Genomic DNA, 15,592 nt, shown 5'->3' on the forward strand with positions numbered 1-15,592 from the left:
CAAATTTGAAGATGCAAAGCGCATGACATTTCGCTTTGCGGAAATGGAGAAAAATGGCCGGTATCATCATGAAGGACCTCAAGAAGGTCTATGCTGGTGGAGTGGAAGCCGTTAAAGGCGTATCCATCGATATCCGTGCAGGTGAATTTATCGTTCTGGTGGGTCCGTCAGGCTGTGGAAAATCAACGTTGCTGCGTATGGTTGCTGGTCTTGAGGACATTTCAGGGGGCGAAGTCAGCATTGGCGGTCGCATCGTAAACGAGGTTGAACCTAGTGATCGTGACATCGCAATGGTTTTCCAGAACTATGCGCTCTATCCGCATATGAGCGTCTATAACAATATGGCTTATGGCCTGCGCAACCGCAAAACACCAAAGGCCGAAATTGAAACTCGCGTGGCGGAAGCCGCCCGTATGCTGGAGATCGAACCATTTCTCGATCGCAAACCGAAAGCATTGTCGGGCGGTCAGCGCCAGCGCGTTGCCATGGGGCGCGCAATCGTGCGTAAGCCTTCCGTCTTCCTTTTTGACGAACCACTATCCAACCTCGATGCCAAATTGCGCGTTACCATGCGCGGCGAAATCAAGCGATTGCAAAGGCGGCTGGGCACAACCTCGCTCTATGTAACGCATGACCAGCTCGAAGCCATGACTCTCGCGCACCGTCTTGTCGTGTTGAACAAGGGCAGTATCGAGCAGATCGGAACCCCGCTTGAGGTGTATCACAATCCGGCCTCGACCTTTGTTGCGAGCTTCATCGGCTCACCAGCCATGAACCTCCTCAATGCCCGGCTCGACGGCAACCGTCTGATGATCGATGACGCTACCTTACAGCTTTCAGGCAGTCTTCCCTCATCCGGTCCGCTCACAGTGGGAATCAGACCGGAGGATCTCGTTCTTGCGCAGACCGGTGTGAATGCACTTAGTTTCACACTCGATCATGTTGAAGAACTCGGAGCCCAGCGCCTCGTTCATGGTATGGTTGGAGAGCAGCGGATAACCGCGACCTTTCCGCCTAACGTCTTAATCAGCGATCATATGCAATTGACGGTATCGATTGATAAAATTCACTTTTTCGCTTCGAATACCGGCAGAAGACTGCCTAAGAATTCAGACAATATCGATCTTTCCGGTGGGGCGATAGAGTCGCCGAGGACGGTGCTCTTTCAACCTCACGATGTTAGCACTGAGACGTGTGCGATTGCTGGGAGGTGATTTACAGCAAGGCTGTCATAGGGTGTTTTGATCCGTTGTGAATGTTTGGAAAACTACTCCAGGTGCACCATGCTTTTCGTGAGGTCATTCCTTCGGGCCACATGTGCAGTCATTTGTTTTCGACGCATGTGTGGTTCGATGGACTTTAGTTGGAGTCTGGATTCTTGATTGGCTATTAAATTAGAAAAATGTCCTCAGTTCCGCTGTGGATACGAAACGGATGACTGTGGTCGAAGTCCTTAGTGGACAAGTGACCTCCTTATTCATTTAAAATGCCCACATTATGTCAATTCTTGCGTTTCACTGTGGCTTAGTGATTCACTGGTCTATCGAACACTGATGAAACAGGGCCGGGCACCACAGCGTAAATCGTGCCTCCTGTCGATCTTTTTCAGCATGCCCAAACTAACTATTGCGGTGAGCTTTGGTTTGCTTGGGGATCAGATTCTGAAGGCGTGATTGAATCGTCACTAGCATAGCTATATATATCACCCTACATCTTTATCAATGCAACACGTCAGCGCTTCAGATTCACCAGTACATCCATAAGTTCTGAGCCCGTCTGGAACACTTTGGAATTGGCTGTGTAACTTCGTTGCGCTTCAATCATATCGGTGAGTTCCTGCGCAATGTCGGCATTCGAATTTTCTAATGCGCCAGTTCTGATCGTGCCGTTGCCGTTGGCGGCAGCAATACCGAGAATGACGTCGCCGGATTCAGCGGATGCTGAGAAAATATTGCCGCTGATAACCGTCATTTTGTCGGGGCTTGCGACAGTGGCAATTGCCAGCTGATAACGTGCCAGCATGTCACCGCGTGCTGATCGATCGTAGACCACCCCGTCCTCTCCGATAACCGTTTCCACTGTTGCACTTGGCGGGTTCCCATTGAGTTCCGCTGTAGCAATCTGATAATCGCCAGCGCGCTGTGTGGAAGCTGTCAGATCAAGCAGCATGGTTTGGCCGCCGGGGATGGCTATCTCAACATCACCGCCCTCAAGCAACGTGCCATTCTGGGGATCAAAACGCATGAGCGATGTGGCAAGTGGCGCACTGCCTGAAGTGCCATAGGGGAATTCACCATTGGGTGATGCGTCTGCACGATTGAAGACCGCCACTTCCCAGTTAAAGTCTGCGCCCTTAGTGAAATAGACATCGAGCGTGACAGGAGATCCTACGTCGTCATATGCAATGAGTGATGTCTTATGAGAAAAGGCACTGCCCGCCACATTATCCGCTGCGGTATTGCCAAGCACGGACGGCTTGATAACAGGGGCCGTCGCGGGCAAATTGAGAGCCGCGAACACACCTTCATTGTTCATTAAGCTGGAATCAGCAAGAGACATGCTGCCGCTAAAATCAATCGGCCAGACATCTCCATTTGGTAGCGTAACATTCAGATCGCCACCGCTCATCAGAATGCCCGTTGCCAGATCAAATTGAAGGCTTGTTTGGCCAAGCGCAGCAGTGCTGTAAGGAAATGGTTGGCTGGGCCCGGACGTCATCGCATCTGCACTGTTGTATACGGCAACATCCCACGTATCCGGTCCTGTGCGGGTGTAATAAACATCAACACCGACAATGCTCGGAAAGCCCGCATAGCCACGAACTGTCATGCGGTCAGTGTAAACACTGTTAGTACTGTTCGCCGAAGCCGGCAGTTCGCCCGCATCAGTATCCATAATATCGGTAAGTGTTGACAAATTGATGTTGATTTTTACAGCGGGCGTTACGCCACCAGTTGCGGTCTGCGTGAATGCTGACAAATCGACCGCGAATGAATCAATATTGGAAACAGGGTTTGTCTCGATCAAACTTCCGGTGGCGGGATCAAAATCGAGCTGAATGGCATGCACCGTGACATTGCCGCTATTTAAATCATAGGGAAAGCCACTTGATGCAGGGCCATCAGTCTCAAAGATTGTGACTTCCCATCTGTCGTCAGCAATCTTGGTGAAATAGGTATCAGTCGTCACAAAATCGCCAGCGCTGTTTTGGCTTGATGTGGTGAGCTTGCGGCTCCAAGCGCTATAAGGACTGTTTTCCGAAGGTGGCACGTTAAGGATTGCCTGTCCCACATCCTGACCATTTGCAGGGAGGTTTACAGTAAATGTACCATTCGTTGTTGGTTCAGCAGGAAAGCTGCTCTGACCAAGGGTGATAGGTTGCAAACCTTCAAAACCGTTGCCTGCCCCTGAAAAAGGGTAGGGGTAGCCCATTAGCGTAAAACCAGCCACATTCACCAATGCGCCATTTTTGTCGGGCACAAATGAACCGGCGCGGGTGAGATAAGGCATTCCGCTGGCATCCTGCACCACAAAAAAGCCTTTGCCATCAAGCGCCAGATCTGTGGTCGAACTGGTGGATGTCAGGCCACCCTGCGCGCCAATCGCATGACGCACGTTGGTAAGAACGCTGCCAGAATTATAACTTCCAGCCGTTGATGGCAAAACCAACGAAGAAAACTCTGTGGAAGCGCGTTTGTATCCATTAGTGCTTGCATTCGCAATATTATCTGCGACAGCGCTAAGCCTGTTTGCCTGAGCGTTCATACCTGAAACGCCCGTTCGCATCATTCCATAAAGTCCCATAGTCGTCCCCAATTTGCCCGGGGACGTTGTGCACGACGTATCTTGCGCGAAGCTTAAATTCTTTTTGCCAGACGTTTCATTAATCATTTGACCGGAGTTAGTTTTACCCGTCAAATTATTTGTTTGATTGTTCGCCATGTATTGATCTATTTTTTTGCTGCCCGGACAAAATCAAAAAATTATATCTATTTATAATAATATATAATACAGTATAAGAAATCTAAAATAGAAAAATAAATGACATACAAAACAAATAATAATTGTTGTCGAAGAAATCAATAGATTAAACTTCAATCCTATAAAGTTATTTAACGCTTATAGGTAAGGTCTATGGAGTATGTCACTAATATTATGATCTTCGCTCAGAATAGGAGGTGGTTGCCTGTCAGCAGCCTCCTAAGCGGTTTAATGACCTCGTCTTCTATAGTATTACTTCCTATGGCAGCGTAACCTAAACTTTGGCGTAATCTAACGGAGCGACTATGCGCTATGAAAAAGCCCGCTCAGCGCTTTATCGACGCCATCGCTTACCAGCCGAGGTCATCGCGGAAGCGGTGTGGCTGTATTTCCTCTTTCCGTTCAGCTTTCGCCTGGTTGAAGACATGCTGGTTTATTGAGGGGTCGTCGTCACTCATAAGACAGTCCGCGAATGGGCGGAGAAATTCGGGTGGGCGCCTGCCAACACAATCCGTCGCCGGACACCGCGCCCTGGTGACAAGTGGCATCGGGATAAATGCGTCATATCGATCAAAGGTAAACATCACATCCTGTGGCGCGCTTTTGATCAGGATGGATTTGTGCTGGAGACTTTGGTTCAGAAACGACCCGATACCAAAGCAGCCAAGCATTTCATGCGTAAATTGCTAACCGCTCAGGGTTGCTCACCACGGGTGATGGTCCCAGATAAACCTGGGTCTTATGGAGCAGTCAGGCGGGAATGAGGCCGGTTAGCATTTGTGATCCTCGCCAGCTTAAAGGCCTGAACAATCGTCACGAGAATTTGCATCATCCAATGCGACGACGAGAACGCATAATGAAGGGTTTCAAGTCAGCGCGCCATGTAAAAGAATTCACATCGATACATGACCCTAATTACAACCTTCAATTTTCCACGTAACCGATTCAGTTCTTCCAATCACCGTGAGTTACGTCAAGACGCAACAGACATGTGGCGTCAAATCGCGTGCCTGAACGCCGCATAAAAACAACCACCAATATCCAAATTCCTCTGCACTCATGTTAACGTTACTATGCCTCAACCAGTGCGCTCATGAGCCAATATTCCGGCTAAAAGCATTTCCAAGGAAAGTGACCCTTTGAGCCATTGGGTTTATTGACAACGCAATATCGTTGAGCGCGTCTTCGGAAAATTAAAACAGTTCATAGGCATGGCTATTCGTTGCGAGTAAGGCTCGACAAATTTTCTCGCCGCCGTTAAATGTGTGGCAGTGAGAGTTTGTATCAGATCGTTATGCGCCTACGGTCCAATTTTAACTTATCGCGAAGCAGAAGAGCAGGTAAACTGCTCCTCTGTCTGTTCCGCCAAAAAATTTAGTCCGATGCCAGTATAATTTTTCTGGTATCCGAGACGAAAGTGGCGTCGGGAAAGATCATACGGCTTATAAGTAGCATTTCTCTAACATTGAGCTGCCACCACGAATTGTTTCAAAGCCCGTGCGTGCCGTCATATCCGTTGATTTTCGGTGCGACCCAGCCGTCTGGCTTACGAGCAGGTTTATAGACTTCAACGACAAGTGGATAGCAAGCGGCTGTGTCGGAGGAGTGCTCAGAGGAGCAGTCACCGCCTGGGCAGGCCGACATGCAGCCCAGCAGGTCGATTTCGGCGAAGAACTCAAGATAGTCGCCGGGGCGAACCGGGCTTGCTTTCATGAAGTACTGGCCGGTATCGCGCGTAAAGCCTGTGCACATGAAGACGTTGAGGACGTCATGAACAAAATTGCCTGCTTCCTCCAGCGATTTCCCGGTCTGTTTTGCAAAAGCACGGGTCAGGTTGGAGTGGCAGCAATGATGGTACTGGCCGCCATTGCTGAGAAGATTGTGCGTGTAGGGGTCGCAGCGGGTTCCAATCACGTCATGTACCGAACCGCCGAATTCATCGAAGCCGTACCAGTCGAGTGTGTCGTGCGTGATCGTTGCGATCGGGCGCAGGTAAGGCATATTCGAGAAAAGTTGATCGCCAAGGCCAACATGCGATCCATTGAGCGCGCGCGTCTTGCCGGTATAAAGCCGCTCACTAAGGTTCTTTGCATTAAACAGGTTCAGATCGCCGACCTGCGAACCTTCGCTGCAAAGAATACGGCAGAAATGTCCGGCCGGAACCTGCCAGCAAGCCGCATCGCGTGCTGGAACGACGATGCGTTCAACGAATTCCAACTCATTGCGTAGCGCGCGATAGGCCGCAAGATCAGGGCGCGGCAAAGTGTCGACCGGATAGCAGATCACAGGTTTGATCGCCTTGCGGGCAGACGCATCTTCCGGCGCAAGGGTAATGGGCTCAGGTTTCATCCCTGTATTCTCCTTAGTATTGGTATGTCACGCTATTCTGCGTGTGAAGATATCTTTTTGCTGGGGCGGGGCAGGTTTTGTGCGCGGGCTGCTTCTAGGACCACGCGTTCAGATTCCTGCAAATAGAGTTCAAGGGCGCGGCTTGCGGCAGCGCGATCACCGTCGCAGAGCAGGCCGCAGATCTCGACATCGCGCGCCACCCAGGGCTCCTGAAAGCGGCGTGCATCCGGCGCCATGGAGAAGGCCAGACGCGCTTGCGCTGCGACCGTTGCGAAAACCTCATTCAAACGCGGACTGCCGATAAAATCAACGATCTGCTGATGAAACTCGAGCGAAGCAGTGCCGCATTGCTGCCAGTCCCTTTTAAGTGCTGCGCGCTGCACAGCTTCGACGCGCTCAACAAGTTCTGACATGGCTTCCTGCGAGGCATAGGCACTGCAAGTGACGCCGCGCAGTTCAAGCGTCATGCGGATTGCGTAGATCTCACTGATTTCAGCAGCGTTGAGCGCACGAACGGTGGCGCCGTGATGCGCACGGTGCTCAATCAGGCCTTCGGCGACAAGATCGCGCAATGCTTCGCGCAATGTATTGCGCGACACATTAAGCGCCTCGGCCCAGACAACCTCGCGTAGTGGCGTGCCAGGCGCCAGTTCACCGCGCAAAATTTTGTCGCGCAACAAGCCAGCTGCAGTCTGCGTCAGCACTAAAGGGCGATCTGTAGGGCGGTCCTGATTGGTCACTCTGGTCTCCTTGGCATTATAATTTGTTGAACAATATTTCGATGTCAAGGGAAAATGCGCCACCCGCTTACTCCCATAAGCAAAATTTGTAACAGATTCTCGAAAGTCGCGACGTTTTGTTTGCCGAGCATCAAGTGCCGGTACAGTTGGATTCTGGCCTTAGATACCCAATTTACGGCCAAAGGCCAGCTACTATGGGGTAAACGTCTGGGTTTGCGATACCGACTGAAAATTTAGATTTTTTCCCTCTAATGTTGAACAAAAAAGAAATGCCCGAAAATTGAATAACTTATCCTCATTTAAGCAGGTTTACTAAGGTTGGTTTGGTTACTTTTACCGACCTTGAACAGCCCATGATGAAAATTTATGCAGATAAAGGGATTGCATTCTTATAATTGTTCAACAAAGATAAGAAAACGAATGAGAGGAACACCCCATGAAAAAACTTCTGGCCACGACCTTCATCCTGATGGCTTCACTCACAGGTGCTCATGCAGAGGCACTTAAGATCGGTGTCGATCTGACTTATCCGCCTTACAATTATTTCGACGAAGCCAATCAACCAGCGGGCTTTGACGTAGAACTGGTGAAACTGATCGGCAATAAGACGGGCAGTGAAGTGTCCTTTCAGGATACCCGTTTTGAAAACCTGATCCTCGGTGTTTCCAGTGATCAGTTCAATGTCATTGCCTCTACGCTTTACGTAACGCCTGCGCGTGCTAAGCAAATTGACTACATCCCTTACATGAAAACTGGTGTTTCCATCGCGGTTGCTACGAGCAGCGGTGAAAACTTCATCAAGCCGGAAGAGCTGTGCGGTAAGCGCGTTGGCTCGATCAAGGGTGCTGCATGGATTCCTGAGCTTGAAAGGCTGAACAAGTCGGTTTGCTCGGCAAATCCGATTGACTCTCGTGAGTTCCCGACTTCGCCAGAAGCGACACAGGCTCTCCTTTCCGGCGGCGTTGACGCGCAGCTTGAAAACTCTGCCGTGCTGGCCGATGCAGCCGAAAAGCTCCGTGGTCGTCTGAAGCTGACTTCGACAGAGCAGCTTTATCCTGTGATCGTCGGCTTCGGTGTCAAAAAGGGCAATGAAGAGCAGGCTATGTTCCTGCGCAACGCGCTGACCAGGCTTGATGGCGATGCCGATTACGAAGCTCTGTTCAGCAAGTATGGCGTTGCGAAATCCACGGAAGCCGAGTTCAGGGCAGCTATTGCCGAATAAGCGTGCCTGGCAGATGGACACCACACATCTGCCAGACCAATCACGACTGAAATTTGCGGCGTTTCAAAGCGCATCCTGAAAACTGTAAAACGGCTTTCGGATAAAGATGCGCCTTAAAACACTGATTTTAAGCGCCTTGCGGCCAACTTGGCGTACCACATTTGGGAAATCCGGCCCATGAGTTTTGACTGGAACTATCTCTTCAGCCTGGTGCTTTATCCAGATTTCTGGCGTGCCACGGCTCTTGTCGCATGGCTGGGTGTGCTGACCTGGGTTGTCGGTACGGTGCTCGGCTTTTTGCTGGCTTTGGCTAGGCAATCAAGCCTGCGCGCCGTGCGCTGGTCTGCAAAGACTTATATCTGGCTGTTTCGCAGCTTGCCTTTGCTGGTATTGCTGATCTTCGTTTACAACATGCCGCAGTTCATACCGGCGCTCGGTCCAGTGTTGTCTGTGCCCTTCTGGGCTGGCCTGATCGCGCTGGTTATTTCGGAAACGGCCTATCTCGCAGAAATTCATCGCGCCGGCCTCATCTCGGTTGATCAGGGTCAGCATGAGGCAGCACATGCACTTGGCGTTCGCCCTGTGGGCAAATATCGCCATATCATTCTGCCACAAGCCGTTCGCGTGGCACTGCCGTCGCTGGGTAATGAATTCATTACGATCGTCAAGCTCACCTCGCTTGTATCGGTGATTTCACTTGCAGAGATACTGCTGGTTGGCCAGCGGCTTTACACGCGCAATTTCATGGTGATTGAGACGCTGGTCGCGGTATCGTTCTACTACGTGCTTGTGGTCTCCATTTTCAGCTTCTTTCTGTCCCGGCTTGAAGGTCGTCTCGATATCACGCGTATGACCGGGGCTGAAATCGCAGTGCCTGGCGCAATGCAAGTGCAAGCTCACACCACCAATCAGCGCCGCATCGGCGACGAAGTCGTCGTGGCTCTCGATCACGTCTGCAAAGATTTCGGCGACAAGCATGCGCTTGCAGATGTTTCGCTGAAGGTCAACAAGGGTGAGGTTGTCAGCATCATCGGACCGTCCGGCTCTGGCAAAACGACGCTGATCCGCACGATCAATGCACTTCAGGACATCGATAAAGGCCGTATCCTGCTGGATGGGGGCGAGTGGATTACAGCCGATGAGAAAGGCTATCGGGTCGTTTCCGACTTTCATGATTGCGTTACACGGCTTGGTATGGTGTTCCAGTCGTTCAACCTGTTTCCGCATATGACCGTTTTGCAAAACGTGACTTTTGGTCCGCGGTATCACGGCAATCGCAACAAGGAAGCGTTACGTCAAGCTGCCATGAACCATTTGGCGCGTGTCGGCATGGCTGCGCACGCCGACAAATATCCGCATCAGCTTTCAGGTGGGCAAAAGCAGCGCGTGGCAATTGCGCGTGCGCTGGCGATGGACCCTGAAATCATGCTCTTCGATGAGCCGACCTCCGCGCTGGATCCGGAGCTGGTGGGTGAAGTGCTGCAGGTTATTGAAAGCCTCGCACGCGATGGAATGACAATGATTATCGTGACCCATGAAATGCGCTTTGTCAGCCGTGTCAGTGATCGTGTGGTGATGATGGAAAATGGCCATGTCGCAGTCAACATGACGGCAGGCGAACTCAAAGAAGCCCCGGCCGACAGCCGCATCCAGAAGTTTATGCTGCAAACCTAAGCGCATCCCGAAAAGTGCGTAGCGGTTTTCGGCCCATGATGCGCGGTCACAAGAGATGCATCCCGAAAAGTGCGCAGCGGTTTTCGGGATTGGACGATACAAAAAAGACCGGCGGATTTCACAATCCACCGGTCTCTTTTGATTTAGAAAAGGGGCATTGCTGCCCCTAGTATTATTCGATGGTTGCGAGTTCCGCGCCAAGCCCAACGCTTTGACCGGGCTGTGCACTCAGACTGATTCTCCCAGCCTTAGGCGCGCTAATGCGCGTTTCCATCTTCATGGCTTCCATAACGGCAACAACTTCGCCTTCTGCAACCGTCGCGCCATCTTCAACCAGCCATTGCTGGAATGTGCCGGGAATGGGGGCCGTGACAGCGCCTTCTGTAACCTGCTGCGTGGCAGAGGCTGTTTGCTGTGGCGCACTGAGGCCGGAGAAGAGGACAGCGGGCAAGCCAAGCTCATGGCGCTTGCCGTCGATCTCGATAAAGCTGCGGATGACGCCAGTATCAACCGGATCAATCCTTGCCGATGGTTCAACACCGCGAAACTCGGTTTCAATCCAGTTGGTGAACACCTTAAATCCGTCTTCGCCGGTAAAGGCCTCGTCTTCGACGACCGCCCGGTGAAATGGCAGCACGGAGGCCACGCCTTCGATCTTAAACTCGGCCAGCGCACGGCGCGCACGGATAAGCGCTTCGTTGCGGTTAGCACCCGTCACGATGAGCTTTGCCATCAAAGAGTCGTAGAGGCCGGGAATTTCCGATCCACTTTCCACACCTGTATCAAGACGCACACCCGGACCCGACGGCGCGCGGAAACGCGTGATCAGGCCCGGCGTCGGCAGGAAGCCGCGACCCGGATCTTCGGCATTGATGCGGAACTCAAAGGCATGACCGCGTGGTGCAGGCGTTTCGCTGACGGATAGTTTCTTGCCGTCCGCAATGCGCAGCTGTTCGATGACAATATCGATGCCGGTGGTTTCTTCGGTGATCGGGTGTTCGACCTGAAGGCGTGTGTTAACTTCGAGAAACGAGATCGTGCCGTTCTGTGAAAGCAGAAACTCAACCGTGCCTGCCCCTGTATAGCCCGCTGCAGCACAGATTGCGCGCGCGGAGCCATGAATACGTTCACGCTGCTCTTCTGTGATAAAGGGTGCAGGCGCTTCTTCAACGAGTTTCTGATTGCGGCGCTGTAATGAGCAATCACGTGTGCCGAGAACAACAGTGTTGCCGTGTGTATCGGCGATAACCTGTGCCTCGATATGGCGTGGCTTTTCAAGGAATTGCTCGGCGTAGCATTCGCCACGTCCGAACGCTTCCACTGCTTCGCGAACGGCGGAATCGAACAATTCGCCCACTTCTTCGAGGCGATGCGCCACCTTCATGCCGCGACCACCGCCGCCAAAGGCAGCCTTGATTGCCAGCGGCAGGCCGGCTTCACGTGCAAAGGCCACAGCTTCCGCCGCTGATGCCAGAGGCCCGTCTGAACCCTTGACGAGTGGCGCGCCGACTTTTTCGGCAATGCGGCGTGCTTCAACCTTATCGCCCAGCGATGTGATGACGTCCGGGGATGGCCCAACCCAGATCAGACCGGCATCGATGACCGCTTTGGCAAATTCGGCACGTTCTGACAAAAAGCCATAGCCGGGATGCACGGCATCCGCACCCGCACGCTTTGCAATGTCGAGTATCTTTGCAATGTTGAGATAAGTATCTGCCGGACGACCTGCGCCGAGGCCATAAGCCTCGTCCGCAAATTCAGCGTGTAGGGAATTTGCATCGGTATCGGAATAGATCGCCACAGACGCAACGCCATAATCGCGTGCTGCGCGGATGATGCGGATGGCGATTTCGCCGCGATTGGCAATAAGCAGCTTCTTCATCAGGCTATAACTTCTTGCGGTTCGAAATTGGAGATTGGGTTGAAGCGAATGCGGGCGCCGATAGGTATCTGGCCTGCAAGATCGAGATGATGGCTTGCCACCACGCCAACAACTGGATAACCACCGGTCAGCGGGTGATCAGCCAAAAACAGAACGGGTTGACCGCTCGCAGGCACCTGAATGGCACCAAGGGCGGTGCCTTCAGATGGAAGCTCATCGTGGATGGCGCGTTCAATGGCGGTAGCACCTTTAAGGCGCATACCAACGCGACTTGATTGAGGTGTCACATCCCAGTCCTGCGATGTGAGGGTTGTAAGACCGTGTGGGGTGAACCAGTCGGTACGCGGGCCCAGCACAATATCGAGTGTCACGACTTCTCCGGCGCGCGGCAGCGTGCGCGACGCGCTTATATCAGAAGAAACTGCTAGTGCTGTCCCGTGGGCCGGTACAAGAATATCGCCAGCGATGATCGGTGATGGGCCGACCTTTGCGAGCGTGTCACGCGCCGCTGATCCAAGAACAGGTTCAACTTCAAATCCGCCGCGCAGTGCGAGATAGCTGAGCATTCCTTCTGGCGGGATGCCGAGCGACAACTCGTCGCCTTCGTTCAACGCGATTGGTTGCGCAAAGCCTGCGGTAACGGTTTTGCCTTCCGGCGTCCGAATGATCAGCGGGCAAGGCGCTCCGGTCACGGCAACAGTCACAGGACGGTCGGCCTTGAACGCAAAACCGCCAAAAGAGACCTCGATTGCGGCAGCATTGGCTGGATTGCCAACGCAGTGATTGGCTTCTCGCATAGCAGTCCGATCAAGCGCGCCGGATTCCGAAACGCCCTGACTGGCAAGGCCGGGACGTCCCATATCCTGATACAACGCCGGACGATCAGCGCGTGTTACCAGAAGGCCATCAGCAGTCAGTGTCTGCACTGCTTCTGCGGCCGGCTTTGATACGGCGATTGTTCCGCCCTTCGCCATGTCGCAAAAACGCACGCGGTCACCGGGCGCAAGAAATGCTGCGCGTTCCCGCGTCGTGTCCCACATGGCAAGCGGTGTGGTGCCAAGCAATTGCCAGCCGCCAGGGCTGTCCGACGGATAAATACCGCCGAATTTACCTGCCAGCGCCACCGATCCAGCCGGAATTTTCACGCGCGGGCTTTTGCGACGCGGCACATCAAAACCAGGATCGTCGCAGGTCATATAGGCAAAGCCGGGGGCAAAGCCGGTAAAGGCAACTGTATAGGTTGCTTCAGTATGGCGCTCAATGACCTCGTTGATCGTACAGCCAAGCATGGCTGCAACGTCGGCCAGATCTTCTCCATCATAGGTGACGGGTATTTCAAACATCTCGCCACTGCGGGTGCTGCGGATCGAAAGATCAAGCGCTGCGATCTGGCTTGTAAGCTTGGCACGATCTGTCAGCCAGCGATCAAAGCGGATCATAATCGTGCGCGCGCCGGGAATCACTTCGCACACGCCTTCAAGCTTTGCTGCCTGCAAAACGTCGAGCAGCGTGAGAGTTATTGCAAGATCATCAAGCTCGACCAGAAAACTATCGCTGCCGGATGGCAGAAAGCGCAGGCGTTCACTCATGATGTGACATCAACGAAAGGCTTGAGTTCCACGCCGCGTGCTTCCAGCCGCTCACGCAATGCTGCGGCGATTGCAACAGCGGTCGGATTATCGCCATGCACACAGATCGACTGGGCATCAATCGCAATATCGGTTCCATCAATGGCGGTTACGCGTTGCTCATTGACCATGCGCAGCATCCGCTCTGCAATCACTTCAGGGTCGTGGATAACGGAACTTTCAAGACGACGATTAACCAGGCTGCCATCGACATTGTAGGCGCGGTCGGCAAAGGCTTCGCACACGACACTCAAACCCGCTTCGCGCGCCTGTTCAAAGATTGGCGCGCCAGCCAGTGCCATCAGCACGAGCGATGGGTCGATTGCTTTAATCCCTGTAATCACGTCGGCTGCCTGCCGCGCATCATGGGCGATTGTGTTGTAAAGCGCGCCATGTGGCTTCACATAAGAAACCTTTGTTCCGGCAGCCTGTGCCAGCCCCTGCAATGCGCCGATCTGGTAAATCGTATCCGCAATCAATTCGCTGCTTGAAGGATCCATATTGCGGCGGCCAAAGCCGACGAGATCACGATAGCCGATATGCGCACCAACCGACACGCCGCGTCGGGCAGCTTCGCGTAGCACAGTGAGAATTCCGGCAGGGTCGCCAGCATGAAAGCCACAAGCAATATTGGCGCTGGTCACGATCGCCAGCATTGCTGTGTCGTCTCCCATAGGCCATGGGCCGAAGCCTTCTCCAAGATCGCTGTTGAGATCGATAGCTGCCATGTCGCCCCCCTGTTGAACATAAATGTATTACGGGTTATTGTTGAATAACCTATTATGGATTGTTCAACAATATGAAATCGTATATTTGCAGGAATATGATGTGAAATAGCTGATGCGAGTTATGCTCAGGATGCGCGGTAAAACGAGTACGTCTGCCACAAACCACTTCCAGAACGCTATGGTTAGCATGGCTCTGAGAGTTTAGCCCGCAAAGCTGTCCTGAATTGACAGGGTTTTGAAGGATATTCATGACACGCGAAATCTTGCCGCCTGCAGATGATCAGACATTGGCGACCCAGACTGCTGCCAAAATTCGCGAGATGCTGATTACCGGCGAACTCTCGCCCGGCACCAAGCTTTCCGAACAGCAGATTTCAACGCAGTTTGGCATCTCGCGCAACACGCTTCGCGAAGTTTTTCGTCTGCTGACCAGTCAGAGCCTGCTGACTTATATTCCCAATCGTGGCGTGTTTGTTGCAACACCCGATGAGGCCACGGTCGTCGATATTTATCGTGTGCGGCGCGTCATCCAGAAGGGTGCTGTTCAGGTTGCCATCCCCGGCCATCCTGCATTGATCCGGATGAGAGCACTGCTGACACAAACGGCATCAGCACAGGAAGCCGGCGACTGGCGACAAGTCGGAACGATCAATATGGAGTTTCACCGTGCAATGGTGGAGCTTTGCGATAGCCCACGACTAAGTACGTGCTTTGATCTGGTGCTGGCTGAATTGCGTCTCGTCTTCGTGCAACTGGAAGACACAGCACATCTGCACGAACCTTACATCGCACAGAATGCGGAACTTCTGTCCTCTCTTGAAGCGGGTGATATCGGGACTGCAATCCAGCAACTCGATTCTTATCTCTTGCGTTCCGAACGCTCTGTGCTTGCAGCTTTGCAGCGTAGAATTCGTTAGGATAAAAACTTTATCACGGAGCCACACAGCATTCAGAAAAGCTATTTTAAGTAAATGATTCCGTTGGCGAGGGCAGTCGACTGTGCCTCGTTTACCGGCGTCAAGTCAGCATTTCTGGGTAAACACCGCCGTGGGATTTTGTAGCATAGTCTGGCGCGAACTTGTTGCGAGCCAAGTCATGCAAGTAAAGCGCCGAACTCTGCATGGCTCAATGATATCAGCCTATTCCGGATACATGGTCAATCATCTTTGTGCAAAGGCTGCACAAGCGGTCCCGACGTGTCAACAAATGCGCCACGAAGATTGATAGTTTGCACGAATACCGTAGCAATCTATGACTGCCTAGACTGACAGACCACGTCGCAGCTTTGCGAAAGAATATGCGCCTTCAAATTAGCTGGCCACGGGTGATGACTGTCGCGCACACTATAATCGACTGAGAGAGAATTCCTTTGGCGAGGGAGTTAAAGT

10 protein-coding genes and 2 pseudogenes are annotated in these 15,592 nt (G+C 52.6%); 5 read left to right on the top strand and 7 right to left on the bottom strand.

Annotation, left to right across the window (positions count from 1 at the left end; genetic code table 11):
- The first annotated feature begins 53 nt into the window (after positions 1-53).
- Complete coding sequence (locus tag ACOZHT_RS19170; protein WP_421566269.1) at positions 54-1,214, top strand: sn-glycerol-3-phosphate import ATP-binding protein UgpC; 1,161 nt, start codon at positions 54-56, stop codon at positions 1,212-1,214.
- Positions 1,215-1,731: 517 nt separating this feature from the next.
- Here ACOZHT_RS19170 and ACOZHT_RS19175 read toward each other — a convergent pair.
- Both ACOZHT_RS19175 and ACOZHT_RS19180 read right to left on the bottom strand, forming a co-directional pair.
- Positions 1,732-2,895 carry a flagellar hook-basal body complex protein gene (locus tag ACOZHT_RS19175; protein ID WP_421566295.1) on the bottom strand — a complete coding sequence of 388 codons (1,164 nt, stop codon included), beginning with the start codon at positions 2,893-2,895 and terminating at the stop codon, positions 1,732-1,734.
- Positions 2,896-3,015: 120 nt separating this feature from the next.
- Positions 3,016-3,804 (bottom strand): annotated as a pseudogene (locus tag ACOZHT_RS19180) (flagellar hook-basal body complex protein); the annotation flags it as partial.
- Positions 3,805-4,286: 482 nt separating this feature from the next.
- Here ACOZHT_RS19180 and ACOZHT_RS19185 point away from each other — a divergent pair.
- Positions 4,287-5,006: pseudogene (locus ACOZHT_RS19185) on the top strand (IS6 family transposase).
- Between the two features lie 463 nt (positions 5,007-5,469).
- Here ACOZHT_RS19185 and ACOZHT_RS19190 read toward each other — a convergent pair.
- Entirely contained in the window at positions 5,470-6,330 is an 861-nt protein-coding gene (locus ACOZHT_RS19190; RefSeq protein ID WP_421566270.1) for an urea carboxylase-associated family protein, read from the bottom strand.
- Between the two features lie 32 nt (positions 6,331-6,362).
- Positions 6,363-7,070, bottom strand: a complete 708-nt coding sequence (locus ACOZHT_RS19195; RefSeq protein ID WP_421566271.1) for a GntR family transcriptional regulator — start codon at positions 7,068-7,070, stop codon at positions 6,363-6,365.
- Between the two features lie 436 nt (positions 7,071-7,506).
- Here ACOZHT_RS19195 and ACOZHT_RS19200 point away from each other — a divergent pair, with 436 nt between their 5' ends.
- Entirely contained in the window at positions 7,507-8,292 is a 786-nt protein-coding gene (locus ACOZHT_RS19200; protein WP_421566272.1) for a transporter substrate-binding domain-containing protein, read from the top strand.
- A gap of 177 nt (positions 8,293-8,469) precedes the next feature.
- Positions 8,470-9,966, top strand: a complete 1,497-nt coding sequence (locus tag ACOZHT_RS19205) for an amino acid ABC transporter permease/ATP-binding protein (protein ID WP_421566273.1) — start codon at positions 8,470-8,472, stop codon at positions 9,964-9,966.
- Positions 9,967-10,138: 172 nt separating this feature from the next.
- Here ACOZHT_RS19205 and ACOZHT_RS19210 read toward each other — a convergent pair whose 3' ends face one another.
- From ACOZHT_RS19210 to ACOZHT_RS19220, 3 genes are read right to left on the bottom strand one after another with little or no spacing between them, the layout of a single operon-like run.
- Positions 10,139-11,848 (bottom strand): acetyl/propionyl/methylcrotonyl-CoA carboxylase subunit alpha, encoded by a 1,710-nt coding sequence (locus ACOZHT_RS19210; RefSeq protein WP_421566274.1) that lies wholly within the window; start codon positions 11,846-11,848, stop codon positions 10,139-10,141.
- Entirely contained in the window at positions 11,848-13,437 is a 1,590-nt protein-coding gene (locus ACOZHT_RS19215; RefSeq protein ID WP_421566275.1) for a 5-oxoprolinase/urea amidolyase family protein, read from the bottom strand. The genes ACOZHT_RS19210 and ACOZHT_RS19215 overlap by 1 nt, the downstream gene beginning before the upstream one ends.
- Positions 13,434-14,204, bottom strand: a complete 771-nt coding sequence (locus ACOZHT_RS19220) for a LamB/YcsF family protein (RefSeq protein ID WP_421566276.1) — start codon at positions 14,202-14,204, stop codon at positions 13,434-13,436. Before ACOZHT_RS19220 ends, ACOZHT_RS19215 begins: the two co-directional genes overlap by 4 nt.
- A gap of 248 nt (positions 14,205-14,452) precedes the next feature.
- On the opposite strand from ACOZHT_RS19220, the gene ACOZHT_RS19225 reads away from it, so the two are divergent.
- Positions 14,453-15,121: a GntR family transcriptional regulator gene (locus ACOZHT_RS19225; RefSeq protein ID WP_339511883.1), complete on the top strand. Its 669-nt coding sequence runs from the start codon at positions 14,453-14,455 to the stop codon at positions 15,119-15,121.
- Positions 15,122-15,592 lie beyond the last annotated feature (471 nt).

Source organism: Ochrobactrum sp. EDr1-4 (assembly GCF_049199085.1).
In the GTDB taxonomy this organism is placed as follows: Bacteria; Pseudomonadota; Alphaproteobacteria; order Rhizobiales; family Rhizobiaceae; genus Brucella.